General features: G+C 39.5%; 40 protein-coding genes and 1 rRNA gene. 39 read left to right on the top strand and 2 right to left on the bottom strand.

Annotated elements, in window-relative coordinates; genetic code table 11:
- The first annotated feature begins 230 nt into the window (after nucleotides 1-230).
- The 37 genes from rpsJ to LDK52_RS00025 all read left to right on the top strand — a co-directional run bounded on the left by rpsJ (nucleotide 231) and on the right by LDK52_RS00025 (nucleotide 21,286).
- The gene (rpsJ, locus tag LDK52_RS00205; protein WP_067204744.1) at nucleotides 231-539 is read left to right on the top strand and encodes a 30S ribosomal protein S10; all 309 of its coding nucleotides are present in this window, start codon (nucleotides 231-233) and stop codon (nucleotides 537-539) included.
- Between the two features lie 45 nt (nucleotides 540-584).
- Entirely contained in the window at nucleotides 585-1,214 is a 630-nt protein-coding gene (rplC, locus tag LDK52_RS00200) for a 50S ribosomal protein L3 (RefSeq protein WP_277583936.1), read from the top strand.
- A gap of 26 nt (nucleotides 1,215-1,240) precedes the next feature.
- A complete protein-coding gene (rplD, locus tag LDK52_RS00195; protein ID WP_277583935.1) occupies nucleotides 1,241-1,864 on the top strand; it encodes a 50S ribosomal protein L4 in 624 nt (207 codons plus the stop codon).
- Nucleotides 1,864-2,148: a 50S ribosomal protein L23 gene (gene rplW, locus LDK52_RS00190; protein WP_277583934.1), complete on the top strand. Its 285-nt coding sequence runs from the start codon at nucleotides 1,864-1,866 to the stop codon at nucleotides 2,146-2,148. The genes rplD and rplW overlap by 1 nt, the downstream gene beginning before the upstream one ends.
- A gap of 42 nt (nucleotides 2,149-2,190) precedes the next feature.
- The gene (gene rplB, locus LDK52_RS00185) at nucleotides 2,191-3,021 is read left to right on the top strand and encodes a 50S ribosomal protein L2 (RefSeq protein ID WP_277583933.1); all 831 of its coding nucleotides are present in this window, start codon (nucleotides 2,191-2,193) and stop codon (nucleotides 3,019-3,021) included.
- Nucleotides 3,022-3,081: 60 nt separating this feature from the next.
- A complete protein-coding gene (gene rpsS, locus LDK52_RS00180) occupies nucleotides 3,082-3,360 on the top strand; it encodes a 30S ribosomal protein S19 (protein ID WP_277583932.1) in 279 nt (92 codons plus the stop codon).
- Nucleotides 3,361-3,380: 20 nt separating this feature from the next.
- A complete protein-coding gene (rplV, locus tag LDK52_RS00175) occupies nucleotides 3,381-3,725 on the top strand; it encodes a 50S ribosomal protein L22 (protein ID WP_093537857.1) in 345 nt (114 codons plus the stop codon).
- A gap of 3 nt (nucleotides 3,726-3,728) precedes the next feature.
- Nucleotides 3,729-4,385, top strand: coding sequence for a 30S ribosomal protein S3 (gene rpsC / locus LDK52_RS00170; RefSeq protein ID WP_090567835.1), 657 nt, complete (start codon nucleotides 3,729-3,731; stop codon nucleotides 4,383-4,385).
- A 1-nt stretch (nucleotide 4,386) separates the two neighbouring features.
- Nucleotides 4,387-4,821, top strand: a complete 435-nt coding sequence (gene rplP / locus LDK52_RS00165; protein WP_277583931.1) for a 50S ribosomal protein L16 — start codon at nucleotides 4,387-4,389, stop codon at nucleotides 4,819-4,821.
- On the top strand, nucleotides 4,811-5,011 hold the full coding sequence (gene rpmC / locus LDK52_RS00160) for a 50S ribosomal protein L29 (RefSeq protein WP_093537854.1): 201 nt from the start codon (nucleotides 4,811-4,813) through the stop codon (nucleotides 5,009-5,011). Before rplP ends, rpmC begins: the two co-directional genes overlap by 11 nt.
- Before the next feature lie 18 nt (nucleotides 5,012-5,029).
- A complete protein-coding gene (rpsQ, locus tag LDK52_RS00155) occupies nucleotides 5,030-5,293 on the top strand; it encodes a 30S ribosomal protein S17 (RefSeq protein WP_277583930.1) in 264 nt (87 codons plus the stop codon).
- Between the two features lie 43 nt (nucleotides 5,294-5,336).
- Nucleotides 5,337-5,705: a 50S ribosomal protein L14 gene (rplN, locus tag LDK52_RS00150; RefSeq protein WP_277583929.1), complete on the top strand. Its 369-nt coding sequence runs from the start codon at nucleotides 5,337-5,339 to the stop codon at nucleotides 5,703-5,705.
- A 35-nt stretch (nucleotides 5,706-5,740) separates the two neighbouring features.
- Nucleotides 5,741-6,049, top strand: a complete 309-nt coding sequence (gene rplX / locus LDK52_RS00145; RefSeq protein ID WP_277583928.1) for a 50S ribosomal protein L24 — start codon at nucleotides 5,741-5,743, stop codon at nucleotides 6,047-6,049.
- 23 nt (nucleotides 6,050-6,072) lie between these two features.
- The gene (rplE, locus tag LDK52_RS00140) at nucleotides 6,073-6,612 is read left to right on the top strand and encodes a 50S ribosomal protein L5 (RefSeq protein ID WP_093537853.1); all 540 of its coding nucleotides are present in this window, start codon (nucleotides 6,073-6,075) and stop codon (nucleotides 6,610-6,612) included.
- An 18-nt stretch (nucleotides 6,613-6,630) separates the two neighbouring features.
- On the top strand, nucleotides 6,631-6,816 hold the full coding sequence (locus LDK52_RS00135) for a type Z 30S ribosomal protein S14 (protein ID WP_093537852.1): 186 nt from the start codon (nucleotides 6,631-6,633) through the stop codon (nucleotides 6,814-6,816).
- 30 nt (nucleotides 6,817-6,846) lie between these two features.
- Nucleotides 6,847-7,245 (top strand): 30S ribosomal protein S8, encoded by a 399-nt coding sequence (gene rpsH, locus LDK52_RS00130; RefSeq protein WP_090567854.1) that lies wholly within the window; start codon nucleotides 6,847-6,849, stop codon nucleotides 7,243-7,245.
- A 30-nt stretch (nucleotides 7,246-7,275) separates the two neighbouring features.
- Nucleotides 7,276-7,815, top strand: a complete 540-nt coding sequence (rplF, locus tag LDK52_RS00125; protein WP_277583927.1) for a 50S ribosomal protein L6 — start codon at nucleotides 7,276-7,278, stop codon at nucleotides 7,813-7,815.
- Between the two features lie 30 nt (nucleotides 7,816-7,845).
- A complete protein-coding gene (gene rplR / locus LDK52_RS00120) occupies nucleotides 7,846-8,205 on the top strand; it encodes a 50S ribosomal protein L18 (RefSeq protein ID WP_277583926.1) in 360 nt (119 codons plus the stop codon).
- Between the two features lie 21 nt (nucleotides 8,206-8,226).
- Nucleotides 8,227-8,727: a 30S ribosomal protein S5 gene (gene rpsE, locus LDK52_RS00115; RefSeq protein WP_277583925.1), complete on the top strand. Its 501-nt coding sequence runs from the start codon at nucleotides 8,227-8,229 to the stop codon at nucleotides 8,725-8,727.
- Nucleotides 8,728-8,742: 15 nt separating this feature from the next.
- Complete coding sequence (rpmD, locus tag LDK52_RS00110; protein ID WP_093537848.1) at nucleotides 8,743-8,925, top strand: 50S ribosomal protein L30; 183 nt, start codon at nucleotides 8,743-8,745, stop codon at nucleotides 8,923-8,925.
- Nucleotides 8,926-8,957: 32 nt separating this feature from the next.
- The gene (gene rplO, locus LDK52_RS00105; RefSeq protein WP_277583924.1) at nucleotides 8,958-9,398 is read left to right on the top strand and encodes a 50S ribosomal protein L15; all 441 of its coding nucleotides are present in this window, start codon (nucleotides 8,958-8,960) and stop codon (nucleotides 9,396-9,398) included.
- Nucleotides 9,398-10,690 carry a preprotein translocase subunit SecY gene (gene secY / locus LDK52_RS00100; RefSeq protein ID WP_277583923.1) on the top strand — a complete coding sequence of 431 codons (1,293 nt, stop codon included), beginning with the start codon at nucleotides 9,398-9,400 and terminating at the stop codon, nucleotides 10,688-10,690. The genes rplO and secY overlap by 1 nt, the downstream gene beginning before the upstream one ends.
- A gap of 65 nt (nucleotides 10,691-10,755) precedes the next feature.
- Nucleotides 10,756-11,409, top strand: coding sequence for an adenylate kinase (locus LDK52_RS00095; RefSeq protein WP_277583922.1), 654 nt, complete (start codon nucleotides 10,756-10,758; stop codon nucleotides 11,407-11,409).
- A gap of 438 nt (nucleotides 11,410-11,847) precedes the next feature.
- A complete protein-coding gene (gene infA, locus LDK52_RS00090; RefSeq protein ID WP_016429904.1) occupies nucleotides 11,848-12,066 on the top strand; it encodes a translation initiation factor IF-1 in 219 nt (72 codons plus the stop codon).
- A 40-nt stretch (nucleotides 12,067-12,106) separates the two neighbouring features.
- On the top strand, nucleotides 12,107-12,220 hold the full coding sequence (gene rpmJ / locus LDK52_RS00085) for a 50S ribosomal protein L36 (protein ID WP_003247619.1): 114 nt from the start codon (nucleotides 12,107-12,109) through the stop codon (nucleotides 12,218-12,220).
- A 23-nt stretch (nucleotides 12,221-12,243) separates the two neighbouring features.
- Nucleotides 12,244-12,609: a 30S ribosomal protein S13 gene (rpsM, locus tag LDK52_RS00080; protein ID WP_277583921.1), complete on the top strand. Its 366-nt coding sequence runs from the start codon at nucleotides 12,244-12,246 to the stop codon at nucleotides 12,607-12,609.
- Between the two features lie 25 nt (nucleotides 12,610-12,634).
- A complete protein-coding gene (gene rpsK / locus LDK52_RS00075; RefSeq protein ID WP_277583920.1) occupies nucleotides 12,635-13,024 on the top strand; it encodes a 30S ribosomal protein S11 in 390 nt (129 codons plus the stop codon).
- A 134-nt stretch (nucleotides 13,025-13,158) separates the two neighbouring features.
- A complete protein-coding gene (locus tag LDK52_RS00070; protein ID WP_277583919.1) occupies nucleotides 13,159-14,103 on the top strand; it encodes a DNA-directed RNA polymerase subunit alpha in 945 nt (314 codons plus the stop codon).
- Between the two features lie 53 nt (nucleotides 14,104-14,156).
- Entirely contained in the window at nucleotides 14,157-14,537 is a 381-nt protein-coding gene (gene rplQ / locus LDK52_RS00065) for a 50S ribosomal protein L17 (protein ID WP_277583918.1), read from the top strand.
- A 447-nt stretch (nucleotides 14,538-14,984) separates the two neighbouring features.
- Entirely contained in the window at nucleotides 14,985-15,833 is an 849-nt protein-coding gene (locus LDK52_RS00060) for an energy-coupling factor ABC transporter ATP-binding protein (protein ID WP_277583917.1), read from the top strand.
- Nucleotides 15,809-16,678 (top strand): energy-coupling factor ABC transporter ATP-binding protein, encoded by an 870-nt coding sequence (locus LDK52_RS00055; protein ID WP_277583916.1) that lies wholly within the window; start codon nucleotides 15,809-15,811, stop codon nucleotides 16,676-16,678. The genes LDK52_RS00060 and LDK52_RS00055 overlap by 25 nt, the downstream gene beginning before the upstream one ends.
- Nucleotides 16,678-17,475 (top strand): energy-coupling factor transporter transmembrane component T family protein, encoded by a 798-nt coding sequence (locus tag LDK52_RS00050; RefSeq protein WP_277583915.1) that lies wholly within the window; start codon nucleotides 16,678-16,680, stop codon nucleotides 17,473-17,475. Before LDK52_RS00055 ends, LDK52_RS00050 begins: the two co-directional genes overlap by 1 nt.
- A gap of 15 nt (nucleotides 17,476-17,490) precedes the next feature.
- Complete coding sequence (gene truA, locus LDK52_RS00045; protein WP_277583914.1) at nucleotides 17,491-18,240, top strand: tRNA pseudouridine(38-40) synthase TruA; 750 nt, start codon at nucleotides 17,491-17,493, stop codon at nucleotides 18,238-18,240.
- 166 nt (nucleotides 18,241-18,406) lie between these two features.
- A complete protein-coding gene (gene rplM, locus LDK52_RS00040; RefSeq protein WP_277583913.1) occupies nucleotides 18,407-18,844 on the top strand; it encodes a 50S ribosomal protein L13 in 438 nt (145 codons plus the stop codon).
- Between the two features lie 22 nt (nucleotides 18,845-18,866).
- The gene (gene rpsI, locus LDK52_RS00035; RefSeq protein ID WP_277583912.1) at nucleotides 18,867-19,259 is read left to right on the top strand and encodes a 30S ribosomal protein S9; all 393 of its coding nucleotides are present in this window, start codon (nucleotides 18,867-18,869) and stop codon (nucleotides 19,257-19,259) included.
- Between the two features lie 182 nt (nucleotides 19,260-19,441).
- Nucleotides 19,442-20,155, top strand: coding sequence for an N-acetylmuramoyl-L-alanine amidase (locus LDK52_RS00030; RefSeq protein ID WP_277584095.1), 714 nt, complete (start codon nucleotides 19,442-19,444; stop codon nucleotides 20,153-20,155).
- Between the two features lie 78 nt (nucleotides 20,156-20,233).
- On the top strand, nucleotides 20,234-21,286 hold the full coding sequence (locus LDK52_RS00025) for an Mrp/NBP35 family ATP-binding protein (protein ID WP_277583911.1): 1,053 nt from the start codon (nucleotides 20,234-20,236) through the stop codon (nucleotides 21,284-21,286).
- A 30-nt stretch (nucleotides 21,287-21,316) separates the two neighbouring features.
- Here the strand turns inward: LDK52_RS00025 and gerD are convergent, their stop codons facing one another.
- A complete protein-coding gene (gene gerD / locus LDK52_RS00020) occupies nucleotides 21,317-21,901 on the bottom strand; it encodes a spore germination lipoprotein GerD (RefSeq protein WP_277583910.1) in 585 nt (194 codons plus the stop codon).
- Nucleotides 21,902-22,034: 133 nt separating this feature from the next.
- On the opposite strand from gerD, the gene LDK52_RS00015 reads away from it, so the two are divergent.
- Nucleotides 22,035-22,712 (top strand): KinB-signaling pathway activation protein, encoded by a 678-nt coding sequence (locus LDK52_RS00015; RefSeq protein ID WP_277583909.1) that lies wholly within the window; start codon nucleotides 22,035-22,037, stop codon nucleotides 22,710-22,712.
- A 49-nt stretch (nucleotides 22,713-22,761) separates the two neighbouring features.
- Here the strand turns inward: LDK52_RS00015 and LDK52_RS00010 are convergent, their stop codons facing one another.
- Nucleotides 22,762-23,421, bottom strand: coding sequence for a hypothetical protein (locus LDK52_RS00010; RefSeq protein ID WP_277583908.1), 660 nt, complete (start codon nucleotides 23,419-23,421; stop codon nucleotides 22,762-22,764).
- 297 nt (nucleotides 23,422-23,718) lie between these two features.
- Here LDK52_RS00010 and LDK52_RS00005 point away from each other — a divergent pair.
- Nucleotides 23,719-24,195: ribosomal RNA gene (locus tag LDK52_RS00005) — 16S ribosomal RNA — on the top strand; the annotation flags it as partial.

The raw sequence follows: 24,195 nt of genomic DNA, 5'->3' as shown, positions 1-24,195 counted from the left end.
CGGCTTAGAAAAACATATGTATTATGAAAAAAGTAATGCGGTTATAACATTTTAAAAAGTTTCGTAAAAACACTTGCGAAATCTTTTTTTATTGTTTATAATGTTAAATGTTGGTCTTTGACTGCGATGAAGCGAGAGGTTACCGACACACCCGGCCGCTTTGCCATGGCGAGTGTACGGAAAATTTTCGTGGAGAATGTCTAGAAAATAGGCGAAAAGGAGGGAAAGTAATGGCAAAACAAAAAATTCGTATCCGTTTAAAAGCGTATGATCATAGAATTCTTGATCAATCTGCTGAGAAAATTGTTGAAACTGCTAAACGTTCAGGTGCAAGTGTATCGGGTCCGATTCCACTTCCGACTGAAAGAACTGTTTATACGATTCTTCGCGCTGTTCATAAGTATAAAGATTCTCGTGAGCAATTCGAAATGCGTACGCATAAACGTCTTATCGATATCGTTAACCCAACACCACAAACTGTTGATGCGTTAATGAAGCTTGATTTACCATCTGGCGTTGATATTGAAATCAAACTTTAATGGTAAAAAATAAAGAAATACAAATTAACATAGGAGGTGTGACAGATGACCAAAGGAATCTTAGGTAGAAAAATCGGTATGACGCAAGTATTTGCTGAGAACGGTGACTTAATCCCTGTAACTGTTATTGAAGCTACTCCAAACATAGTACTTCAAAAGAAAACAGTTGAAACAGACGGTTACGAAGCTATTCAGTTAGGTTTTGAAGACAAGCGAGAAAAGCTTTCTAACAAACCTGCTAAAGGGCACGTAGCAAAAGCAAGCACTGCTCCTAAGCGCTTCATTCGCGAGTTCCGCGGATTGGATACAGCTAATTACGAGGTTGGTCAAGAAGTCAAGGTAGAAAGTTTTGCAGAAGGCGATGTAATTGATGTAACAGGTGTAACTAAAGGTAAAGGTTTCCAAGGTGTTATTAAACGCCACGGACAATCTCGTGGACCAATGGCCCATGGATCTCGTTATCACCGTCGTCCAGGTTCAATGGGGCCAGTTGCTCCGAACCGTGTATTTAAACAAAAGAAATTACCTGGTCAAATGGGTGGAGTTACAGTAACGATCCAAAACTTAGAAATCGTAAGAGTGGACGCTGAACGTAACCTATTATTAGTAAAAGGTAATGTTCCTGGTTCTCGTAAATCATTAGTAGTTGTTAAAACTGCTATTAAATCGAAATAATTTTCTAAAGAAAGGAGGAAACAGGAATGGCAAAAGTATCATTATTCAATCAAGCAGGATCTTCAGTTGGTGAAATCGAATTAAACGATAAAGTTTTCGGTATTGAACCAAATGAATCTGTCTTATTTGAAGCTATCATTTCTCAACGCGCTTCACTTCGTCAAGGTAATCACAAAGTGAAAAACCGTTCTGAAGTTGCTGGTGGTGGACGTAAACCATGGAAACAAAAAGGAACTGGACGTGCTCGTCAAGGTTCTATCCGCTCTCCACAATGGCGTGGTGGTGGTGTTGTTTTCGGACCGACTCCACGTAGCTACAGCTTTAAATTACCTAGAAAAGTACGTCGTTTAGCTCTTCTTTCAGCTCTTTCAACAAAAGCTAGAGAAGAAAGCATCGTAGTACTTGAAGGTTTAGCATTTGATGCACCAAAAACAAAAGACTTTTTGAAAGTGTTATCTAACCTTTCAATCGATAAAAAAGCGTTATTTGTAACTGCTGATTTAGATGAAACAGTAGCATTAGCTGCTCGTAACATCCCTGGAATCACAGTTGTGTCTGCAACAGGCATTAACGTTTTAGATTTAATCGGTCATAACAAACTTGTAATGACTAAAGCAGCAGTAGAAAAAGTAGAGGAGGTGCTTGGATAATGGAAGCACGTGATATTATTAAACGTCCGGTCATTACCGAGCGTTCTTCTGAAGTAATGGCAGATAAAAAGTACACTTTCGATGTAGACACTCGCGCCAACAAAACTCAAGTTAAATACGCTATTGAAGAAATTTTCGGAGTAGATGTTGAAAAAGTGAACATCATGAACTACAAAGGAAAATACAAGCGCGTAGGTAAATTTGGTGGGTATACGAACAAGCGTCGTAAAGCGATAGTTACGTTAACTGTAGAAAGCAAAGAAATCGAGTTATTCGAAATCTAATCCTTATTAAAAGGAATTAATAATCCAGAAGGAGGGAATAACATGGGTATTAGAAAGTATAAACCAACGACAAACGGACGTCGTAACATGACTTCATTAGATTATGCAGAGATCACAACTGACAAACCAGAAAAATCTCTACTTGCACCTGTGAAACGTAAAGGCGGCCGTAACAACCAAGGTAAAATTACTGTTCGTCATCATGGTGGTGGACATAAACGTCAATACCGTATTATTGATTTCAAACGAAATAAAGATGGTATACCAGGACGCGTTGCTACTATTGAGTATGATCCAAACCGTACTGCAAATATTGCATTAATCAATTATGCAGATGGGGAAAAACGTTACATCCTAGCTCCTAAAGGCTTAGAAGTGGGAATGACAATCGTGTCAGGACCAGAAGCTGATATAAAAGTAGGGAACGCTCTTCCACTAATAAATATTCCAATGGGTTCTACTATCCATAATATCGAAATGAAACCAGGTAAAGGTGGTCAGTTAGTTCGCTCTGCTGGTACATCAGCTCAATTACTTGGTAAAGAAGGTAAGTATGTAATTGTACGTTTACAATCTGGTGAAGTTCGTATGATCCTAGGTGTTTGCCGCGCAACTATCGGTGAAGTAGGAAACGAACAACATGAACTTGTGAACATTGGTAAAGCGGGTCGTAATCGTTGGTTAGGTAAACGCCCAACTGTACGTGGATCTGTAATGAACCCGAACGATCACCCACACGGTGGTGGTGAAGGTAAAACTCCAATTGGACGTAAATCTCCAATGTCTCCATGGGGTAAACCAACTCTTGGCTACAAAACTCGTAACAAGAAAAACAAATCCGACAAATTTATCATTCGTCGTCGTAAAAAATAAAGTGGTTTTACTACGGTTCACAGATAGAGCCGTGGTGTTATCACGGAGGGAGGTTTCAGCATGGGACGTAGCTTGAAAAAAGGACCTTTCGCAGATGATCATTTATTGAAAAAGGTCGATGCACAAAAGGACTCTGAGAAAAAACAAGTGATTAAGACTTGGTCTCGCCGTTCTACAATTTTCCCTACTTTTATCGGGTTAACAATCGCTGTATATGACGGACGCAAACATGTTCCTGTATACGTAACTGAAGATATGGTAGGTCATAAACTTGGCGAGTTTGCACCAACACGCGCTATAGGAAGTCATGGTTCTGATGACAAGAAAACTAGACGCTAATTTGAGAGGAGGTCATTCAAATGTCACAAGCAAAAGCTATTGCTAAAACAGTGCGCATTGCCCCTCGTAAGGTACGATTAGTCGTTGATTTAATCAGAGGTAAGCAAATCGGTGAAGCAGTTGCAATTTTAAAACTAACTCCAAAAGCAGCATCACCTGTTGTTGAGAAAGTATTGAAATCTGCTGTTGCCAACGCTGAGCACAATTATGATTTAGATGTTAATAACCTAGTTGTTTCTGAAGTCTTTGTTGATGAAGGTCCAACGTTAAAACGTTTCCGCCCACGTGCGATGGGACGCGCAAGTGCTATTAACAAACGTACTAGCCACATCACAATCGTGGTATCAGAGAAGAAGGAGGGATAATTCGTGGGTCAAAAAGTACATCCTATAGGATTACGAGTAGGCATCATTCGTGACTGGGAGTCAAAATGGTACGCTGGTAAAGACTATGCAACTCTACTACACGAAGACTTGAAGATCCGTAAGTACATCGAAACTCGTTTGAAAGAAGCTTCTGTTTCTACTGTAGAAATTGAACGCGCTGCAAAACGTGTTAATGTTACAATTCACACAGCTAAACCAGGTATGGTAATCGGTAAAGGTGGTACGGAAGTGGAAGCACTTCGTAAGCACTTGAACGATTTAACTGGTAAACGTGTACACATAAATATTGTAGAAATAAAACGAGCTGACTTAGATGCTAAATTAGTAGCAGAAAGTATTGCACGCCAATTAGAAGGCCGCGTATCTTTCCGTCGTGCTCAAAAACAAGCAATTCAACGCACAATGCGTTCTGGGGCTAAAGGTATTAAAACTCAAGTATCTGGACGCTTAGGCGGCGCTGACATTGCTCGTGCTGAACATTACAGTGAAGGAACTGTACCACTTCATACATTACGTGCTGACATTGATTATGCACATGCTGAGGCTGACACAACTTATGGTAAGCTAGGCGTTAAAGTATGGATTTATCGTGGTGAAGTCCTTCCAGTTAAGAAGAACTCTGAGGAAGGAGGCAAATAATATGTTAATGCCTAAACGCGTTAAATATCGTCGTGAACACCGTGGGAAAATGCGTGGTGAAGCAAAAGGCGGCAAAGAAATAGCATTCGGCGAATACGGTTTACAAGCAACTGAAGCAAGCTGGATTACTAGTCGTCAAATTGAAGCATCTCGTATTGCAATGACACGTTACATGAAACGTGGCGGTAAAGTATGGATTAAAATATTCCCGCATAAACCATATACGAAAAAGCCTCTTGAGGTTCGTATGGGTTCAGGTAAAGGTGCTCCTGAAGGATGGGTAGCAGTTGTAAAACCTGGAAAAATAATGTTTGAAATAGCTGGCGTTTCTGAGGAAGTTGCTCGTGAAGCATTAAGATTAGCAGCACATAAGCTTCCGATCAAATGTAAAATAATCAAACGTCAAGAAATTGGTGGTGAATCTAATGAAAGCTAATGACATCCGTGACCTTACTACTGCAGAAATAGAACAAAAGGTAAAATCACTGAAAGAAGAGCTTTTCAACCTTCGCTTCCAATTGGCGACTGGTCAATTAGAAAACACAGCTCGTATCCGCGAAGTTCGTAAAGCTATCGCGCGTATGAAAACTGTGGTTCGTGAAAGAGAAATCAGTGCAAACAACTGATAAAGGAGGTTTTCTGGCATGACTGAGCGTAATCAACGCAAAGTATACACTGGCCGTGTTGTTTCAGATAAAATGGATAAAACAATTTCTGTTTTAATTGAAACTCAAAAGAAGCACAGATTATACGGTAAAGCTGTTAAGTATTCTAAGAAATTTAAAGCTCATGATGAGCAAAACGAAGCCCAAATCGGAGATATCGTCCGTATCATGGAAACTCGTCCGCTATCAGCTACTAAACGCTTCCGTCTATTGGAAGTTATAGAAAAAGCGGTTATTATCTAATAATAAGTTCGGGACTAATTAATTCCGAAGGGAGGTTACCTAAGTGATCCAACAAGAAACTCGCATGAAAGTTGCAGACAACTCAGGTGCACGTGAAGTTTTAACTATTAAAGTACTTGGTGGTTCTGGACGTAAGACTGCTAATATCGGCGATATCGTCGTATGTACAGTTAAGAAAGCAACACCAGGTGGCGTTGTCAAGAAGGGTGACGTCGTTAAAGCTGTAATCGTTCGCACTAAAAGCGGCGTACGCCGTAAAGACGGGACATATATCAAATTTGATGAAAATGCTTGCGTGATTATCAAAGACGATAAAGGCCCGCGTGGAACACGTATTTTTGGACCAGTTGCTCGTGAATTACGCGATAGCAACTTTATGAAAATCGTATCTTTAGCTCCAGAAGTTCTTTAATTACATGAAAGTGCCAATCAAGGAGGTGCGACAGAATGCATGTTAAAAAAGGCGACAAAGTAAAGGTTATCTCAGGTAAAGACAAAGGTAAAACAGGTGTTGTTCTTACTTCTTTTCCTAAGAAAGACCGTGTGTTAATTGAAGGTGTAAACATCATCAAAAAACATATGAAGCCAAACCAAGCTAATCCGCAAGGAGGAATTGTAAGCCACGAGGCTGCAATCCACGTATCGAATGTTATGTTAATCGACCCAAAAACTGGCGAGCCGACTCGCGTAGGTTCAAAAATGGAAGATGGCAAAAAAGTTCGTGTTGCGAAAAAATCCGGTGAAATTATTAAATAAGTAAAGAGAAGGGAGGTACACACATGAACCGCCTAAAAGAAAAGTATCTTAAGGAAGTTTCTCCTGCTCTAATGAGCAAATTTGAATATAAATCAGTAATGCAAGTACCTAAAGTTGATAAAATAGTTATCAATATGGGTGTTGGTGATGCTGTTTCTAATACAAAAGCGCTTGACGCAGCTGTTGAGGAATTACAAATCATTTCAGGACAAAAACCTGTAGTTACTAAAGCTAAAAAATCGATCGCTACATTCCGTCTTCGTGAAGGTATGCCAATCGGTACAAAAGTCACTCTACGTGGAGAACGTATGTATGACTTCTTGGATAAATTAATCGCTATTTCTCTTCCGCGTGTACGTGACTTCCGTGGTGTTTCTAAAAAAGCATTCGACGGTCGCGGTAACTACACTCTTGGAATTAAAGAACAATTAATCTTCCCTGAAATTGATTATGATAAAGTTTCGAAAGTACGCGGTATGGACATCGTAATTGTAACAACTGCGAATTCTGACGAAGAAGCTCGTGAGTTATTAACACAATTCGGTATGCCATTCCAAAAGTAAAATAAGGGAGGCGAAAACGTGGCTAAAAAATCAATGATCGTTAAACAACAACGTACGCCAAAGTTCCAAGTGCAAGCATACACACGCTGTGAGCGTTGTGGACGTCCGCACTCTGTATATCGTAAATTCAAGCTTTGCCGTATTTGTTTCCGTGAACTTGCATACAAGGGGCAAATTCCTGGCGTTAAAAAAGCAAGCTGGTAATCCCCTATAACTGGGAAGGAGGTAAATGTAATGACAATGTCAGATCCAATTGCAGATATGCTTACACGCATTCGTAATGCTAACATGGTTCGTCACGAGAAATTAGAAGTTCCTGCTTCAAACCTGAAAAAGGAAATCGCTGAAATATTAAAGCGCGAAGGTTTCATCCGTGATGTTGAATATGTAGAAGATAGCAAACAAGGAATCATCCGCATCTTCTTAAAATATGGTCAAAACGATGAGCGTGTTATTACTGGTTTGAAACGTATTTCAAAACCAGGTCTACGCGTTTACGCTAAAACAAACGAAGTACCTAAAGTATTGAATGGTTTAGGAATTGCTTTAGTTTCTACTTCAAATGGTTTATTAACAGATAAAGAAGCTCGCGCTAAACAAGTCGGCGGAGAAATCGTAGCTTACGTTTGGTAATAATCAACAAACGAATGGAGGTGCAACAAAATGTCTCGAGTAGGTAAAAAACCAATAGAGGTTCCTGCAGAAGTTACTGTAACAGTTAGCGCTGAAAACACAGTAGTTGTAAAAGGACCAAAAGGTGAATTAACAAAATCATTTAACCAAGATATTAAAATTGAGCAAGAAGGCACTGTTATAACTTTAGTGCGTCCTTCAGATTCAAAAGAACACCGTACAATTCATGGTACAACTCGCGCTTTGCTAGCTAACATGATTACGGGTGTATCTCAAGGATTCGAACGTGGATTAGAATTAATTGGGGTAGGTTACCGTGCACAATTACAAGGAACTAAGCTTGTACTTAACGTAGGTTTCTCTCATCCAGTTGAATTCAATCCTGAAGACGGACTAGTAGTTGAAGTTCCTACAAACACAAAAATTATCGTTCGCGGTATTGATAAAGAACGTGTTGGTGCTTTAGCATCTAACATTCGTCAAGTTCGTCCACCAGAGCCGTACAAAGGTAAAGGTATTCGTTACGAAGGCGAAGTTGTACGTCGCAAAGAAGGTAAAACAGGTAAATAATGCTTTTCGCATTAGAAAGGAGTGACCACTGTGATTACGAAACAAGACAAAAATCAAGTTCGTAAGAGACGTCATGTACGTGTTCGTACAAAAATCACGGGTACTACTGAACGTCCTCGTTTAAATGTATTCCGTTCAAATAAACATTTATATGCACAACTTATCGATGATACTAAAGGTGTTACAATCGTTAGTGCATCTACTATGGATAAAGATTTCACTGGAACAGTTGGAAATGTTGAAGCTGCTAAAGTAATCGGTGAAACAATTGCAAAACGCGCTACAGAAAAAAACATCAAATCTGTTGTATTTGACCGTGGCGGTTACTTGTATCATGGACGTGTTAAAGCGTTAGCTGAAGCTGCACGTGAAAATGGCTTAGAATTTTAAGAAGAAGGAGGGACATATCTCATGCTTGCGATTGACCCAAACAAATTTGAACTTGAAGAACGCGTAGTAACGATTAACCGTGTTGCTAAAGTTGTAAAAGGTGGACGTCGTTTCCGTTTTACTGCATTAGTAGTAGTCGGTGACAAAGACGGGCATGTAGGATTTGGTACTGGTAAAGCACAAGAAGTTCCAGATGCTATCCGTAAAGCTGTTGAAGACGCGAAGAAAAACTTAATAGAAGTACCAAGAGTTAAAGGTACTACTCCTCACCTAGTCGTTGGACATTTTGGTGCTGGATCTATTCTAATAAAACCTGCAGCACCTGGTACAGGAGTTATTGCTGGTGGACCGGTTCGTGCAGTACTTGAATTAGCTGGTATTACTGACATTCTTTCTAAATCACTTGGTTCTAACACACCAATCAACATGGTACGTGCTACAGTACAAGGTTTAACTCAATTAAAACGTGCTGAAGACGTTGCTAAATTGCGTGGTAAATCAGTAGAAGAACTGTTAGGATAAGGGGGGGAAATTACAATGGCAACTAAATTAGAAATTACCCTTACTAGAAGCTTGATTGGTACTAAACCAACTCAACGCAAAACAGTAGAAGCTCTTGGATTACGTAAAATGCATCAAACAGTTGAGCACCAGGACAATGTCGCTATTCGTGGCATGGTTAAAAAAGTAGCTCATCTAGTAACAACTAAAGAAATTTAAGGTTTATTTTAAGAATAAGGAGGTGCCACCATATGAAACTTCATGAGTTAAAACCATCAGAAGGATCTCGTTCTTCACGTAAGCGTATTGGACGTGGAATCGGTTCTGGAACTGGTAAAACATCAGGTAGAGGTCATAAAGGTCAGAATTCTCGTTCAGGCGGAGGCGTTCGTCCGGGATTTGAGGGCGGTCAAAACCCGTTATTCCGTCGTTTACCAAAACGCGGATTTACGAATATTAATCGTAAAGAATTCGCAATTGTGAACCTTGACACATTAAATCGTTTCGAAGAAGGCACAGAAGTTACACCTGCTTTATTAATCGAAACAGGTGTTGTGAGCAGTGAAAAATCTGGTATCAAGATTCTAGGCAATGGAACACTTGAGAAGAAGTTAACTGTAAGAGCTCATAAATTCTCTGCATCAGCAAAAGAAGCAATTGAGAACGCTGGCGGATCAACAGAGGTGGTTTAATGTTTCAGACAATCTCCAACTTTATGCGTGTGAGAGATATTCGAAATAAAATCATTTTTACATTATTGATGTTAATCGTCTTCCGTATTGGGACATTTGTTCCGGTACCTTACGTCGATGCCAATGTTTTAAAACAAACAGACCAAATGGGTTTGATTGGTTTCCTTAATACATTCGGCGGTGGAGCCCTTGCTAACTTTTCTATTTTAGCGATGGGTATCATGCCTTACATCACCGCATCTATCATTGTACAACTACTACAAATGGATGTTGTTCCGAAGTTTACTGAGTGGGCGAAACAAGGTGAAGTTGGAAGACGTAAACTTGCACAATTCACTCGTTACTTCACAATTGTGTTAGCTTTTGTTCAAGCAATTGCTATGTCATACGGTTTTAACCGCATGTATAGTGGTTCTTTAATAAAAGAAGAAGGTGTAGTGACATACTTAGTAATTGCAATTGTTTTGACAGCCGGGACTGCATTTTTAATGTGGTTAGGAGAGCAAATTACCTCTAAAGGTGTTGGTAATGGTATTTCCATTATTATCTTCGCTGGTATTGCTGCTGCCATTCCAAACGCAGTTAACCAAGTGTACGCACAACAAATTCAAGGTGCAGGAGATGCACTGTTTATCAATATTGTAATAGTACTTTTACTTTTACTAGCAATTGTCGCAGTAACAGTTGGAGTAATTTACGTTCAACAAGCGTTGCGTAAAATTCCAATTCAATATGCGAAGCGTGTTTCTGGAACTACCCAAACGGGTGGCCAACAGACCCACTTGCCTTTAAAAGTTAATGCTGCGGGAGTAATTCCGGTAATCTTTGCTTCAGCGTTTCTTATGGCGCCGCAGTCACTCGTATTATTCTTTGGTCAAAACAGTACGACCGATGCTATTACGAGAGCATTAGATTATACACAACCTATTGGTATGACAATTTATATTGCTTTAATCGTTGCGTTTACTTACTTCTATGCGTTCATTCAAGTGAATCCAGAGAATGTAGCAGACAATTTGAAAAAGCAAGGTGCGTATATTCCAGGGATTCGTCCAGGGATCAATACACAGAACTACTTAACTACCGTTTTGTATCGTTTAACGTTTGTTGGAGCAATATTCTTAGCTGTCATTTCAATCATGCCGATGCTATTTGTGAAGTATGCGGATCTTCCGCAGTCAGCGCAAATTGGCGGAACAAGTTTGTTAATCGTAGTTGGGGTTGCACTCGAAACGATGAAACAGCTAGAGTCCCAACTAGTTAAACGTCATTATAAAGGCTTTATGAAATAAGGAAGGTTTTTAGGAACGTTGATGTTCCTAAAAATCGACTATATAGTCCTGGGGGGCATTTTCGTATGAATATCGTTTTAATGGGTTTACCTGGTGCTGGTAAAGGTACACAGGCAGACAAAATTGTTGAGAAGTACGCAATCCCTCATATTTCTACAGGCGATATGTTTCGTACAGCTATTAAAGATGGTACGGAACTAGGTTTGAAAGCAAAATCGTTTATGGATCAAGGTGCTTTGGTACCTGATGAAGTTACGATTGGTATTGTCCGCGAAAGATTGAGTAAACCAGACTGTGAAAAAGGATTCCTACTTGATGGTTTCCCTCGTACAGTTCCTCAAGCAGAAGCACTTGATGCTTTACTTTCGGAACTAGATAAATCTATTAAGCATGTGCTTAATATTCAAGTAGAACAAGAAGAATTGATCAAACGTCTAACAGGTCGACGCATTTGTAAAGAATGTGGAACTGCTTATCATTTAGTCTTTAATCCACCTGCTACAGATGGAGTATGTGACAAAGATGGTGGAGAGCTTTATCAACGTGCTGATGATAATCCCGAAACGGTAACTAACCGTCTGGAAGTAAATATGAAGCAAACACAACCTTTGCTCGACTTTTATGAAGACAAAGGTGTTTTATCTAATATCGATGGACAGCAGGATATAAAAGTGGTATTCGCTGATCTTGATGCTCTGTTACAGGGCAACCGCATATAATTGCCCGGTGCCTGTCGCAGATGACTGAATACCCGGGTAGTATGCAAGAACGAAAATGTTTTTATCGAGAGCTGCAAAAGCATATTGCGCCCGGTATACGTTCGGAGGAAAAGAAATGCATCAAAAGCGGGGACTCCCTTGTCCACGTGCATTTAAAATACTTACGAGGTATAATGGGTTTCGTGGAAGCATCTGTGTAACGAACGGGTACTATGGAACTCATCCAACACATTCGTACGAACATGTTGACATGAGGGAGACGGTCTACTCCGTGGATTGCTAAAAGCGAAACCTTACGAGTGTCTTTCGAACATCTCTCATGATTTCCAAACATATGCTTGAACGAATAGTTTCGTTCCTTTTGAGGCTATACTAACAGCAAATTACGTTTGAGCATTGATGAGAACCTGATTTGTATATAGAAGGGAGACAGGGTTGATGGCGAAAGATGATGTAATTGAAGTCGAAGGAACAGTTGTTGAGACTTTGCCAAACGCGATGTTTAAGGTAGAATTAGAAAACGGTCATACGATACTTGCGCATGTATCGGGTAAAATTCGTATGCATTTCATCCGTATTTTACCTGGAGATAAAGTCACAATTGAACTTTCTCCTTACGATTTAACTCGCGGTCGTATTACGTACCGTTTTAAATAATAATCTTTTGCACTCCGGACTACTAAGGAGGTTAGGTTAGATGAAAGTGAGACCATCTGTAAAACCGATCTGCGAAAAATGTAAGGTAATTCGCCGACGCGGTAAAGTAATGGTAATCTGTGAAAATCCTAAACACAAACAAAGACAAGGATAATAAGAAGGAGGTGCACGACACATATGGCACGTATTGCTGGTGTTGACATTCCACGCGACAAACGCGTTGTTATTGCATTAACATACATTTTCGGTATTGGTAAAACGACTTCTCAAAAAGTATTGGTGGAAGCTGGTATTTCTGAAGAAACACGTGTACGTGATCTTACAGAAGAAGAACTAAACAAAATCCGTGAACAAATTGGTGTATATAAAGTAGAAGGTGACCTTCGTCGTGAAGTATCACTAAACATTAAACGATTGATGGAAATCGGTTCATTCCGTGGTATCCGTCATCGTAGAGGCTTACCAGTACGCGGACAAAATACGAAGAACAATGCACGTACTCGTAAAGGTCCACGTAAAACAGTAGCTAACAAGAAAAAATAATCGGTAAAGGAGGTTTCTTCCTAACATGGCACGTAAACAACAAACACGTAAGCGTCGTGTGAAAAAGAATATCGAATCCGGTATTGCTCACATTCGCTCAACATTTAACAACACAATTGTGACTATCACAGACATGCAAGGAAATGCACTTTCATGGTCAAGTGCTGGAGCTCTTGGATTTAGAGGTTCTCGTAAATCTACTCCATTTGCTGCACAAATGGCTGCAGAAGCTGCTGCAAAGACTTCAATGGAACATGGCATTAAAACTTTGGAAGTAACAGTTAAAGGACCAGGTGCTGGTCGTGAATCGGCGATTCGCGCACTACAAGCTGCAGGTCTAGAAGTTACAGCAATCAAAGACGTAACACCAGTACCACATAATGGTTGCCGTCCACCAAAACGTCGTCGCGTTTAATAGGTGATACTCAACTTGTTTGAGAACATCATTTATTGTACAGACTGAGGTTGTATTAACAGCAATCAGTTAACGATCGAATTCATGATGGAAAGAACCTATACATTCGATGTTTTGAGGGAGGGTAAATTGGAATGATCGAAATCGAAAAACCAAAGATTGAAAGTGTAGAAATCAGCGAAAGTGCCAAGTTTGGTAAATTTGTTGTAGAACCGCTAGAACGTGGCTATGGAAATACTTTGGGAAATTCTTTACGACGCATCCTTCTGTCTTCTTTACCAGGAGCTGCAGTTACTTCTATTCAAATTGATGGTGTTTTACACGAGTTTTCAACTATTGAAGGCGTAGTGGAAGATGTAGCATCTATTATTATGAATGTGAAAAAACTAGCTTTGAAAATCTACTCTGACGAAGAAAAAGTCATTGAGATTGATGTTAAAGGTGAGGGAACGATTACTGCTGCTGACATTACACATGACAGTGACGTAGAAATTTTAAACCCTGAGCTCTATATTGCTACAATCAGCAAAAATGGTCATTTCCGCATGCGTATGTACGCAGGTCGGGGCCGTGGCTACACTCCTGCTGTTCAAAACAAACGTGAGGATCTTCCTATCGGCGTAATCCCGATCGACTCTATTTATACTCCAGTTTCACGCGTGAATTTCCAAGTGGAAAATACTCGTGTTGGACAAATGTCCAATTTCGATAAACTGACACTTGATGTGTGGACAGATGGCAGCACAGGTCCTAAAGAGGCGATTTCTCTTGGAGCGAAAATTTTAACAGAGCACTTGAATATTTTTGTAGGGATGACTGATGAGGCACAAACAGCTGAAATCATGGTCGAAAAAGAAGAAGATCAAAAAGAAAAAGTTTTAGAGATGACTATTGAAGAACTTGATCTTTCTGTTCGTTCTTATAATTGCTTAAAACGCGCTGGTATTAATACTGTACTTGAGCTTGCAAGCAAATCAGAAGACGATATGATGAAAGTAAGAAACCTTGGACGTAAATCTTTAGAAGAAGTAAGAGCGAAGTTAGATGAGCTTGGCTTAGGATTACGTAAAGAAGACTAAACGAGTTTTGATATAGCGAGACTTGAATTATTCACCAAAGGAGGGAAACATCCATGGGTTACAGAAAACTTGGACGTACAAGTTCTCAACGTAAAGCGATGTTACGTGACTTAACAACGGACCTAATTATAAATGAACGTATTCAAACTACTGAAGCACGTGCAAAAGAATTACGTTCGGTTGTTGAAAAAATGATCACTTTAGGTAAACGCGGAGATATCCACGCTCGTCGTCAAGCTGCGGCTTACATTCGTCGTGAGATCGTTGCTTCTACTGATGCAGAAGGCAACGAGACAACAATCTATGCTTTACAAAAATTGTTTGATGATGTAGCACCACGCTATGCTGATCGTCAAGGCGGTTACACTCGTATTATGAAAGTTGGACCTCGTCGCGGAGACGGAGCACCAGTAGTAGTAATCGAATTAGTTTAATTTAATTTTTGGTGCTTATACACCTAAAAATTAAAGCCTCCGGCGGATGTCACAGATTTTGTAAAGAGTGAATTGCACAAGTGCAATTCACAATCTGGACGCAATACGCCGAGGCGAATTTGATTTAATAATTTCAGACGTTTATTCGTCTGCCAAATTGAAGAGGGTATTTGGTGGGATACTACCGCCCTCTTTTTTTCAAACAAATTTATACGACAATTTAAAAGCAGAGTGTTATGATGAGCGGACTTATTTGGATTTTTAATCTCTAGAAGTAGCGTCTCGTCTAGCTCTACGCACCTCATTTTTCTGATTGGTCTTGAGCAACCAATCTTGAAATAAGTTATAGAAGAGCGCATTTCTCAAAATGAGGTGCGCGCTTTTTTAATTTCATGTAAAATGATGTAGAATATTAGCACAGCTGAGTGGAGCAGAGGAGGTAATGGTTTGAAACGCGAAGTTATTTCTTTACAGGAAGTTACATTTACATATGCCGAGGAAGATACAAGTGTACGGCCAGCGATACAGAGTATGTCCTATACTATCAATGAAGGTGAATGGGTGGCGATTGTGGGCCATAATGGTTCAGGCAAATCGACATTAGCAAGATTAATGAATGGTCTTCTATTTCCTCAGACGGGAACGGTACGAGTTTTTGGAGAACCATTAAATGAACATAATTTATGGGACACTCGCTCTAAAATGGGAATGGTTTTTCAAAATCCAGATAACCAATTCGTAGGAGCAACCGTACAAGATGATGTAGCATTTGCATTAGAAAATAACGGAATCCCTTTTGAGGAAATGGTAGAACGGGTGCAAGCCTCTTTAGTAAAAGTGAAAATGAATGACTTTATGAATAGTGAGCCTCATCATCTATCAGGGGGGCAAAAACAAAGAGTTGCCATTGCAGGAGCTATTGCTCTTCAACCGAGAATTTTATTGTTAGACGAAGCAACTTCGATGTTAGATCCACAGGGGAGAGAAGAAGTCTTACAAACAGTGCGCCAGTTGAGAGCGGAAACTGACTTAACGGTTATTTCTATTACGCATGATTTAGAAGAAGCACTTCTTGCCGACCGTGTGATTGTTATGAATCAAGGCGAAAAGTATGCGGAAGGTTCACCCCAAGAAATATTTGAGCGAGGACAAGAGTTAATCGATTTAGGATTAGATCTTCCTTTTGCGATGAATATGTCTAGACTACTACGAGCACAAGGTGTGCAAATTGTAGCAGACCACATGTCAGAAGAAGAGTTGGTGAATGATTTATGGACATCTCACTTCAACAAGTAAGTTACGCATATGCCAAGGATACGCCATTTGAAAAAAGAGCTTTATACGATGTAGATTTACTTATTCCCTCCGGTTCTTACCAAGCTATCATCGGTCATACAGGTTCGGGGAAATCTACCGTTCTACAGCATTTAAATGCTTTGCTCAAGCCTACAGAAGGTGTTATTCGCATTGGTAGCACAGTAGTAGAAGCAGGTAAAAAGAATAAAAAACTAAGAGAGCTTAGACAAAAAGTAGGAATCGTTTTTCAATTTCCTGAGCATCAATTGTTTGATGAAACAGTACTCAAGGATATCATGTTTGGACCTATGAACTTTGGAGTACCTGAAGAGGAAGCAAGACAACGTGCAATAGAGTTAGTCCGGTTACTTGGTTTGCCAGAAGAGGTAATGGAAAAGTCTCCGTTTGACTTGTCTGGAGGCCAAATGCGAAGAGTTGCCATAGCGGGAGTTCTCGCGATGAATCCGGAAGTATTAGTACTGGATGAACCAACTGCTGGCCTTGACCCGAGAGGCCGTAAAGAAATAATGGAGCTATTTTATAGACTCCATCAAGAAAAAGGTTTAACGACCGTACTTGTAACGCATAGCATGGAAGATGCCGCTAGATATGCAGATCGAATCGCTATTATGCATAATGGGAAATGCGTGCTGCAAGGGCTGCCGATGGAAATATTCTCTGATGAGGATCGTTTGTTGGATTATCGTTTAGAATTGCCTCAATCTATTAAGTTTCAAAAGAAAATAGAAGAGATGATGAACGAAAAATTACCGACACTTTGTTTAACAGAAGAGACTTTAGCTGAAGAACTAGCACGCCTGTTGAAAAAGGAGCGTGAAGTCTAATGCTTGAAAAAATGATATTTGGTCGTTATATTCCTGGAGATTCTTTTATTCATCGTTTGGATGCCCGCGCGAAACTGATTTTCGTGTTCTTGTTTATCATGGTTGTCTTCATCGCAAATAACTGGATTACTTATGGAATATTACTACTGTTTACTTTTTTAATTATACGACTATCGAAAATTAGGCTTTATTTTTTGATTAACGGTTTAAAACCCGTTGTTTTTTTAATCATATTTACCTTCTTATTACATCTGTTTTTCACTCGAGAAGGTCCAATTATCTTTGACTGGAAGTTCATAACGATCTATGAGGAAGGGTTGAAGCAAGGTATTTTCATATCTATCCGCTTTACCGTACTCGTTGTGTTAACATCTATTCTTACGTTAACTACGACACCTATTTCCATAACAGATGCATTAGAAATCTTGTTGAATCCATTAAAAAAATGGAAGCTTCCTGTACATGAATTGGCTCTGATGATGTCTATTTCGTTAAGGTTTATACCAACTTTAATGGATGAAACAGATAAGATAATGAAAGCGCAGATGGCCAGAGGTTCTGATATGACAACAGGTAGTATGAAGGAGAGAATGAATGCAATTGTCCCACTTCTAATACCTTTGTTTGTTAGCGCATTTAAACGTGCAGAGGATTTAGCTACTGCAATGGAAGTGAGAGGCTATAAAGGTGGCGAAGGTCGTACAAGGTATAGAAAGCTAGAATGGGTTACGAGAGACACGCTAATCATCCTCTCCCTTGTCGTACTAGCTGCAATACTAGTTTACTTAAGAAACTGATAAGGAGGAGTTAGCGTGAGACTTCGAGCGATTATTAGTTATGATGGCAGTCAGTTTTCCGGTTATCAGGTTCAACCGGGAAAACGAACAGTTCAATTGGAAATAGAACGTGTCTTAGAAATAATTCATAAGGGCACCATTGTGAAAGTCGTTGCTAGTGGAAGAACAGACGCTGGTGTCCATGCAACAGGACAAGTTATTCACTTTGATAGTCCACTAACATTTCCGTTAGATCGTTGGAGCACCGCATTAAATGTTCAATTGCCTAGGGATATTCGTATTTTGTCGATAGAGCAGGTATCTGATGATTTTCATGCTAGATATCATGCGGTTGGAAAGACATATCGTTATATTTGGTCACTTAGTGAAATACATAGTCCATTTGAGCGTGATTTTTCCGTACATGCAGATCGATACAAACCAGATATCCCATTAATGCAAGTAGCAGCTCAATATCTTTTGGGCACCCATGATTTCTCCAGTTTTTGTGCAGCTAAAACGAATGTTAATGATTTTGTGAGAACTATTTATTCTATTGATTTTGAAGTGAAGAAAGAAACACAACAACTTCATATGATTATTAGTGGAAGTGGTTTTTTATATAATATGGTGCGTATTATTGCGGGAACTTTATGGGAAGTAGGCATTCGAAAAAAAAGTGTAGAGAGTATTCCAAAAATCCTCTCGTCGTGTGCTAGAAAGGAAGCGGGGAAAACTGCTCCAGCACACGGTTTATACCTCGAAAAAGTAGCATATGGTGAATGAAACAACATCACCAGGTGTTTTACGAAAAACACTTGACTAATTGTTCTTTTCGGGGTACGATAATGTATGGTATTTCTTAACCCCACAATATAAGCCCCGAAACTTATTGGTATGAGGATATAGAAAATTTTAGAACGATTATGATTGAATTAGGAGGACAAAATACATGCGTACAACATTCATGGCTAAAGGTCACGAAGTAGAACGTAAATGGTTAGTAGTAGACGCTGAAGGCCAAACTCTTGGTCGTCTAGCTTCAGAAGTTGCAGCTATTTTACGTGGTAAAAACAAACCAACATTCACACCAAACGTTGACACAGGTGATCACGTGATCATCATCAATGCTGAAAAAATTCATTTAACTGGGAACAAGTTAAATGATAAAATTTACTACCGTCACACTCAATTCACTGGTGGACTTAAACAACGTACAGCTTTAGAAATGCGTACTAAGTACCCAACGAAAATGCTTGAGTTAGCAGTAAAAGGAATGCTTCCTAAAAACTCTTTAGGATCTAAAATGTATACTAAACTAAACGTTTATGCTGGAGCAGAGCATCCACATGCAGCACAACAACCAGAAGCATATGAGCTTCGCGGATAATAATTAAGAGGAGGACAATCACTTGGCACAAGTTCAATATATCGGCACTGGTCGCCGTAAAAGTTCAGTAGCACGTGTACGTTTAGTACCGGGCGAAGGAAAAATCGTTATCAACAAACGTGACGTAGCAGATTACGTACCATACGAAACTTTACGTGAAATCATTAAACAACCATTAGTAACTACTCAAACTTTAGGTAGCTACGATGTACATGTAAATGTTAATGGTGGTGGATTCACAGGACAAGCGGGAGCAATCCGTCATGGTATTGCACGCGCACTACTTACAGTAGATCCTGATTTCCGTCCAGCATTGAAATCAGCAGGATTCTTAACACGTGATCCACGTATGAAAGAACGTAAAAAACCAGGACTTAAAGGCGCTCGTCGTGCACCTCAGTTCTCAAAACGTTAATATTATATTTTCAGTTCAAAGCACTTCTCGAGATTTCTCGGGGAGTGCTTTTTTTATTTTTATTAAAAAAGATTTGTATAGAAATTGGTGGAGTGAATATTTATAGCTCGAAAATACGTGGACAATTCTAATCATACTATTTGTCCCTTGTACGTATAATGAGTGAAAAAGGAGCGATAAACCTGAAAAAGTGGCTAATTATCTTGGTTTTATTTTTGATATCCCTTCTTGCAGTTGTGTATGGAACAAAAGCGAGTGATGTTGGTTTCTTCCTACCCGAACCATTGAGTGGAGTAAAGATTGTCATTGATCCGGGCCATGGAGGGATAGATGGTGGGGCTAGTAGTGGGGAGACTATCGAACGAGATATTACGCTTTCCATGTCCCTGAAGTTAGAGAAAAAGTTAAAATCGCAGGGTGCAACGGTGATTATGACGCGCAGTAAAGAAGGTGACTCAATTGCGGAGCATAGACCAGATGAGGATTTTCCGACCACAAGAGCTAGGAAGGTTGCTGACCTTTTGCTGCGTGAAGAAATTATGAATAACTCAGAGGCGGACTTAATCATAAGTATGCATGTGAACGCAGTTCCAGAGGAAAGATGGAGAGGTGCTCAGGTTTTCTATCATGCTGATGGACACGAAGGAGGTCAACTGTTAGCTAAATCGATTCAGGGATCTATTCGAAAGAATATCGGTAACACAGAGCGAGAAGCACTTTCGATTAAACAAGTGTATATCTTAAAGAAAGCAAATGCTCCGGCAGTGTTAGTAGAAACAGGTTTTTTAAGTAATAATGAGGAGAGAGAATTACTAAAGTCTGAAAAGTATCAAAAGCAAATGGTGGAAGCCATTTCAAAAGGTATAGCTCAATATGTGGAAGAAAATATTTACTAAGACTAGCAAACGGATGTAGACACTCAGGTTATGGTATACTATAGTGCGAATAGTGAAACTTAAGGGGAGTGTCTACAGATGATTAATGAGCAACAAGTTCGTGCTTTGCTAGGAGCATTAAACGACCCGTTTTTACATAGAACACTAGAAGAAACGAACGGGATTTCGGAAGTGTCTATTAAAGAAGAAAAAAAACATGTTAGTGTAAAATTAGCTATAGCTAAAATAAATTCAGCAGAACAAATGCAACTACAAGGAAAAGTTGTAGAAGTATTAAAAGAGGCTGGAGCAACAACGGTAGGTATTCGTTTTGAAGAACTACCAAAAGAAGTACTGGAGCAATTCCGAGGGAAAACAAAAGAAAGTGATAACGACAACCTTCTATCCCCAAATAGCAAAGTGAAAATTATTTCTATTGCTTCTGGTAAAGGTGGCGTTGGTAAATCCACTGTATCCGTTAACTTAGCGGTAGCACTTGCTCGTTTAGGTAAAAAAGTAGGACTTGTAGATGCAGATATTTATGGATTTAGTGTACCAGATATGATGGGTATAAAAGACATCCCACAAATAATAGAAGACCGCATCATCCCAGTGGACCGCAAGGGTGTTAAAGTAATCTCCATGGGCTTCTTTGTAGAGAACAATACACCCGTTGTATGGCGTGGACCAATGCTTGGTAAAGTGTTAGACCAATTCTTCAAGGATGTGGAGTGGGGAGAGCTAGACTATTTACTACTAGATTTACCACCAGGTACTGGAGATGTCGCTTTAGATATTCACCAAATGCTACCTTCATCAAAAGAAATCGTCGTAACAACACCACATCCGACAGCGGCTTTCGTTGCGGCTAGAGCAGGGGCAATGGCACTTCAAACAGATCATGAAATTCTGGGAGTAATAGAAAACATGTCTTGGTACGAATCAAAATCCACTGGTGAAAAAGAATTTGTATTTGGTAAAGGCGGCGGACCAAAGCTTGCAGATGAACTACGTACAGAATTACTTGGTCAATTGCCATTAGGGCAGCCAGACTGGAATGACATCGATTTCGCTCCATCAGTTTATGGAGAAACACATAATACTGGGAAAATTTATTTAGAAATTGCACAAAAAATTATTGAAAAAGCATAAAAAAGAGGCCGTTTCCATAGAGGAGCGGCCTTATTTTCCTTCTGCTTTCTTTTTCTCTTCCTCAGAAGAGCCTCCTCCCGCGCCTTTTTCAGTTTTGCCTCCAGCCTCTTCTATTAACTTCTGCCACTTAGTTTGCAGCATCGGACTTTGGATAGTTTCTTCTACAACCTTTTGCATTTCTTTTCGCATATCGCTGGATTCCAATACCTTGGCTAATTCTTTTTTCATCTCAGCAGAACCAAAAAAGGTTTCTAAATCCTTTAAATAAGTCGGATCCTTCATTAAGGCTTTCATCAATTCCTCTTGCTGCTTGACCATACTCTTAGCCATAGTCTCTGAAAATTTCGGGTCCGAGTAAACTTCCTTCCAAAAGTCCTCTGCCTTTTTTGAAAGCATTGTCTCTTCAACAGATTTCTTCACTTGTTCACTGTCTATTACTAGGAGCTCCTTAAATTGAGGATCTGACAACAATGTTCGAATAGCTTTTTTCCCATCTTCTGTTTGCAATGCATCGATAAACATTTTCTTATTCTCCTCATAAGAAGGCTGCGCAGCAGGAGAACTACAACTAACGAGAAGTCCAATACTCATTAATAAAAGTACAACGTATTTCATAACTATCACCGCCTTTCGATTATTGTTCACATTTGGTTTGGAAATATGTATAGTCAGTAGGAAGAAATAGATTTTTCTTAAAAGGCTTGTTACAATTTATACAGGAAATAGAAAAGATGGAGGAAATCTCGCAGTGACTATTCGAAATTGGTTTAAATTCTTTCTAAATGCCATGTTAATTGGTGGTTTAATAACAGGTATTCTTGGTTTATTTATACGTTGGGATGATGCTTTTGCAAAATATTTTGAAGCGGGACAATGGAGTGAATTCTTTGCAGCATTTGCGTTTATGGTAGCAATGGGCTTTACAATAAGTGTAATTGCACAAATGGGTTTCTTTGCCTATCTAACCATTCACCAAATGGGAGTGAATATTTTTAGAACCCTTACTTTATGGAACTGGGTGCAATTATTAATTATTGCATTTGTTATTTTTGATTTGATCATGTTCCGTTTTAGACCAAATGCAGAAACTACCGACCAAATATGGCTATACGGTATATTGCTTACGGTCTTAATCATTACATCAGCAGTAGTAGCAATTGTTAAAGCGAATCTGACGAAAAAGCATGCGCTTATATCTGCTTTGTTTTTTATGATAGTAATCTCAACTCTGGAATGGCTTCCGGTATTGATGGTACAAGCAGACAATGTAGATAGTTGGGTTACGCTATTATTGTTCCCTATTCTGGCGGTGAATGCATACCAATTACTGGCTCTGCCAAAATACAATGCGCAGTCAGAAGTCGATCGTTTGAAATTAGAAGATCGTAGGAAAAAAAGAAGAGAAGCAGTATCGGCTAAGAACTAATAAAAGTTGCCCTGACTACAAGTCAGAGCAACTTTTTTAGTTAAAGAGATTATTCGGGATATGTTTTTGTTTTTACTTTTAACCCGAAGATATTTTGTTCAATGGTTATAATTTCTTTAGACTGAACAAACTTTTTCAGTTGTTGTATATCTACCCGTTCTTCTTGATGGAGAGGAATAGTGAGAATATCTCCTTTTTCAAGTGAGGGAACTTTATCAGACCAGTACTTACTAGAGCTGAGTAAATTTACTTTCTGTTCCCAAGCCTTTTTTTGCAATTCAATAGGAAACTCATAATCCATTGATCTAAACCAGAGTGGTCTTTCTCCAATTGCTTGTTCGAATCGTTCAACTTCTTGTTCAAACAAAGTCGGACTTTCTATATAAGTTGCTCCATTTTTACCTAAGAGACTAATAGGTATGTTTTTTTCTTTCATGACCTCTATAATCTCCTCAGAGCGTTCAATCCATTCAATACCTATAAAAAAATGTGGGTAAGGAGCCTGTATATCTGTTACAAACTGTTCTATATCTTCCTTTCCAAACGTTAAATCTACCGTAATTGTATTCCCATACGAACCTTTCGAAATAACAGTAGGCTTTTCTGTAAGTTGAAAAACAGGGAGCAGCGAAGAGAAATTCTTTGGTACATTAAACAAAATAAACAATAAAAATATCAGTAAACCAACCAACAAAGCTTTTGTTTTCAAAGAAACACACACCTTTTCAAATCGTTTTAATTAATTTTATGATTTAGTGTTGACATTAATGTTAAAAAGATGTTAAGATACAAAGGTCGCTGAAACAAGACGACAACTTAAACAACATGAACATTGAAAACTGAACATGCAAAACGTTAAGACATACAGCTTTTCGACTAACCTAGTTAGTTCGATAGCAAAACAATTTTTGACATCATTTAATGATGATGCCAGCAAAACAAATGAGCTTTTAAACTAGTTCTAATTTGTTGCCTTTCGAAATGCTTCGCAAATCGGAAGTCAACTATTATGGAGAGTTTGATCCTGGCTCAGGACGAACGCTGGCGGCATGCCTAATACATGCAAGTCGAGCGAATGACGAAGAAGCTTGCTTCTTCTGATTTAGCGGCGGACGGGTGAGTAACACGTGGGCAACCTGCCCTGTAGATTGGGATAACTCCGGGAAACCGGGGCTAATACCGAATAATCCATTTCCTCTCATGGGGAGATGTTAAAAGACGGTTTCGGCTGTCACTACAGGATGGGCCCGCGGCGCATTAGCTAGTTGGTGAGGTAACGGCTCACCAAGGCGACGATGCGTAGCCGACCTGAGAGGGTGATCGGCCACACTGGGACTGAGACACGGCCCAGACTCCTACGGGAGGCAGCAGTAGGGAATCTTCCACAATGGACGAAAGTCTGATGGAGCAATGCCGCGTGAGTGAAGAAGGTTTTCGGATCGTAAAACTCTGTTGTGAGGGAAGAACAAGTACGAGAGTAACT

This window comes from Psychrobacillus antarcticus (genome assembly GCF_029533155.1).
GTDB classification, from domain to species: domain Bacteria; phylum Bacillota; class Bacilli; order Bacillales_A; family Planococcaceae; genus Psychrobacillus; species Psychrobacillus antarcticus.
This window is presented reverse-complemented; position numbering and strand designations above follow the sequence as displayed.

What these genes read in the sequence shown, in the direction of transcription:
- rpsS (WP_277583932.1), top strand. Translation starts at nt 3,082, where the DNA reads ATGGGACGTAGCTTGAAAAAAGGACCTTTCGCAGATGATCATTTATTG.
- rplD (WP_277583935.1), top strand. Translation starts at nt 1,241, where the DNA reads ATGGCAAAAGTATCATTATTCAATCAAGCAGGATCTTCAGTTGGTGAA.
- rplO (WP_277583924.1), top strand. Translation starts at nt 8,958, where the DNA reads ATGAAACTTCATGAGTTAAAACCATCAGAAGGATCTCGTTCTTCACGT.
- LDK52_RS00025 (WP_277583911.1), top strand. Translation starts at nt 20,234, where the DNA reads ATGATTAATGAGCAACAAGTTCGTGCTTTGCTAGGAGCATTAAACGAC.
- rpsQ (WP_277583930.1), top strand. Translation starts at nt 5,030, where the DNA reads ATGACTGAGCGTAATCAACGCAAAGTATACACTGGCCGTGTTGTTTCA.
- rpsM (WP_277583921.1), top strand. Translation starts at nt 12,244, where the DNA reads ATGGCACGTATTGCTGGTGTTGACATTCCACGCGACAAACGCGTTGTT.
- rplQ (WP_277583918.1), top strand. Translation starts at nt 14,157, where the DNA reads ATGGGTTACAGAAAACTTGGACGTACAAGTTCTCAACGTAAAGCGATG.
- rplV (WP_093537857.1), top strand. Translation starts at nt 3,381, where the DNA reads ATGTCACAAGCAAAAGCTATTGCTAAAACAGTGCGCATTGCCCCTCGT.
- rplW (WP_277583934.1), top strand. Translation starts at nt 1,864, where the DNA reads ATGGAAGCACGTGATATTATTAAACGTCCGGTCATTACCGAGCGTTCT.
- rplE (WP_093537853.1), top strand. Translation starts at nt 6,073, where the DNA reads ATGAACCGCCTAAAAGAAAAGTATCTTAAGGAAGTTTCTCCTGCTCTA.
- rpmC (WP_093537854.1), top strand. Translation starts at nt 4,811, where the DNA reads ATGAAAGCTAATGACATCCGTGACCTTACTACTGCAGAAATAGAACAA.
- gerD (WP_277583910.1), bottom strand. Translation starts at nt 21,901, where the DNA reads ATGAAATACGTTGTACTTTTATTAATGAGTATTGGACTTCTCGTTAGT.
- rpsH (WP_090567854.1), top strand. Translation starts at nt 6,847, where the DNA reads ATGACAATGTCAGATCCAATTGCAGATATGCTTACACGCATTCGTAAT.
- rplB (WP_277583933.1), top strand. Translation starts at nt 2,191, where the DNA reads ATGGGTATTAGAAAGTATAAACCAACGACAAACGGACGTCGTAACATG.
- rpsE (WP_277583925.1), top strand. Translation starts at nt 8,227, where the DNA reads ATGCTTGCGATTGACCCAAACAAATTTGAACTTGAAGAACGCGTAGTA.
- rpsK (WP_277583920.1), top strand. Translation starts at nt 12,635, where the DNA reads ATGGCACGTAAACAACAAACACGTAAGCGTCGTGTGAAAAAGAATATC.
- rplX (WP_277583928.1), top strand. Translation starts at nt 5,741, where the DNA reads ATGCATGTTAAAAAAGGCGACAAAGTAAAGGTTATCTCAGGTAAAGAC.
- rplF (WP_277583927.1), top strand. Translation starts at nt 7,276, where the DNA reads ATGTCTCGAGTAGGTAAAAAACCAATAGAGGTTCCTGCAGAAGTTACT.
- LDK52_RS00070 (WP_277583919.1), top strand. Translation starts at nt 13,159, where the DNA reads ATGATCGAAATCGAAAAACCAAAGATTGAAAGTGTAGAAATCAGCGAA.
- rpmD (WP_093537848.1), top strand. Translation starts at nt 8,743, where the DNA reads ATGGCAACTAAATTAGAAATTACCCTTACTAGAAGCTTGATTGGTACT.
- rpmJ (WP_003247619.1), top strand. Translation starts at nt 12,107, where the DNA reads ATGAAAGTGAGACCATCTGTAAAACCGATCTGCGAAAAATGTAAGGTA.
- LDK52_RS00050 (WP_277583915.1), top strand. Translation starts at nt 16,678, where the DNA reads ATGCTTGAAAAAATGATATTTGGTCGTTATATTCCTGGAGATTCTTTT.
- infA (WP_016429904.1), top strand. Translation starts at nt 11,848, where the DNA reads ATGGCGAAAGATGATGTAATTGAAGTCGAAGGAACAGTTGTTGAGACT.
- LDK52_RS00055 (WP_277583916.1), top strand. Translation starts at nt 15,809, where the DNA reads ATGGACATCTCACTTCAACAAGTAAGTTACGCATATGCCAAGGATACG.
- rplM (WP_277583913.1), top strand. Translation starts at nt 18,407, where the DNA reads ATGCGTACAACATTCATGGCTAAAGGTCACGAAGTAGAACGTAAATGG.
- rpsJ (WP_067204744.1), top strand. Translation starts at nt 231, where the DNA reads ATGGCAAAACAAAAAATTCGTATCCGTTTAAAAGCGTATGATCATAGA.
- LDK52_RS00095 (WP_277583922.1), top strand. Translation starts at nt 10,756, where the DNA reads ATGAATATCGTTTTAATGGGTTTACCTGGTGCTGGTAAAGGTACACAG.
- rplC (WP_277583936.1), top strand. Translation starts at nt 585, where the DNA reads ATGACCAAAGGAATCTTAGGTAGAAAAATCGGTATGACGCAAGTATTT.
- secY (WP_277583923.1), top strand. Translation starts at nt 9,398, where the DNA reads ATGTTTCAGACAATCTCCAACTTTATGCGTGTGAGAGATATTCGAAAT.
- rplP (WP_277583931.1), top strand. Translation starts at nt 4,387, where the DNA reads ATGTTAATGCCTAAACGCGTTAAATATCGTCGTGAACACCGTGGGAAA.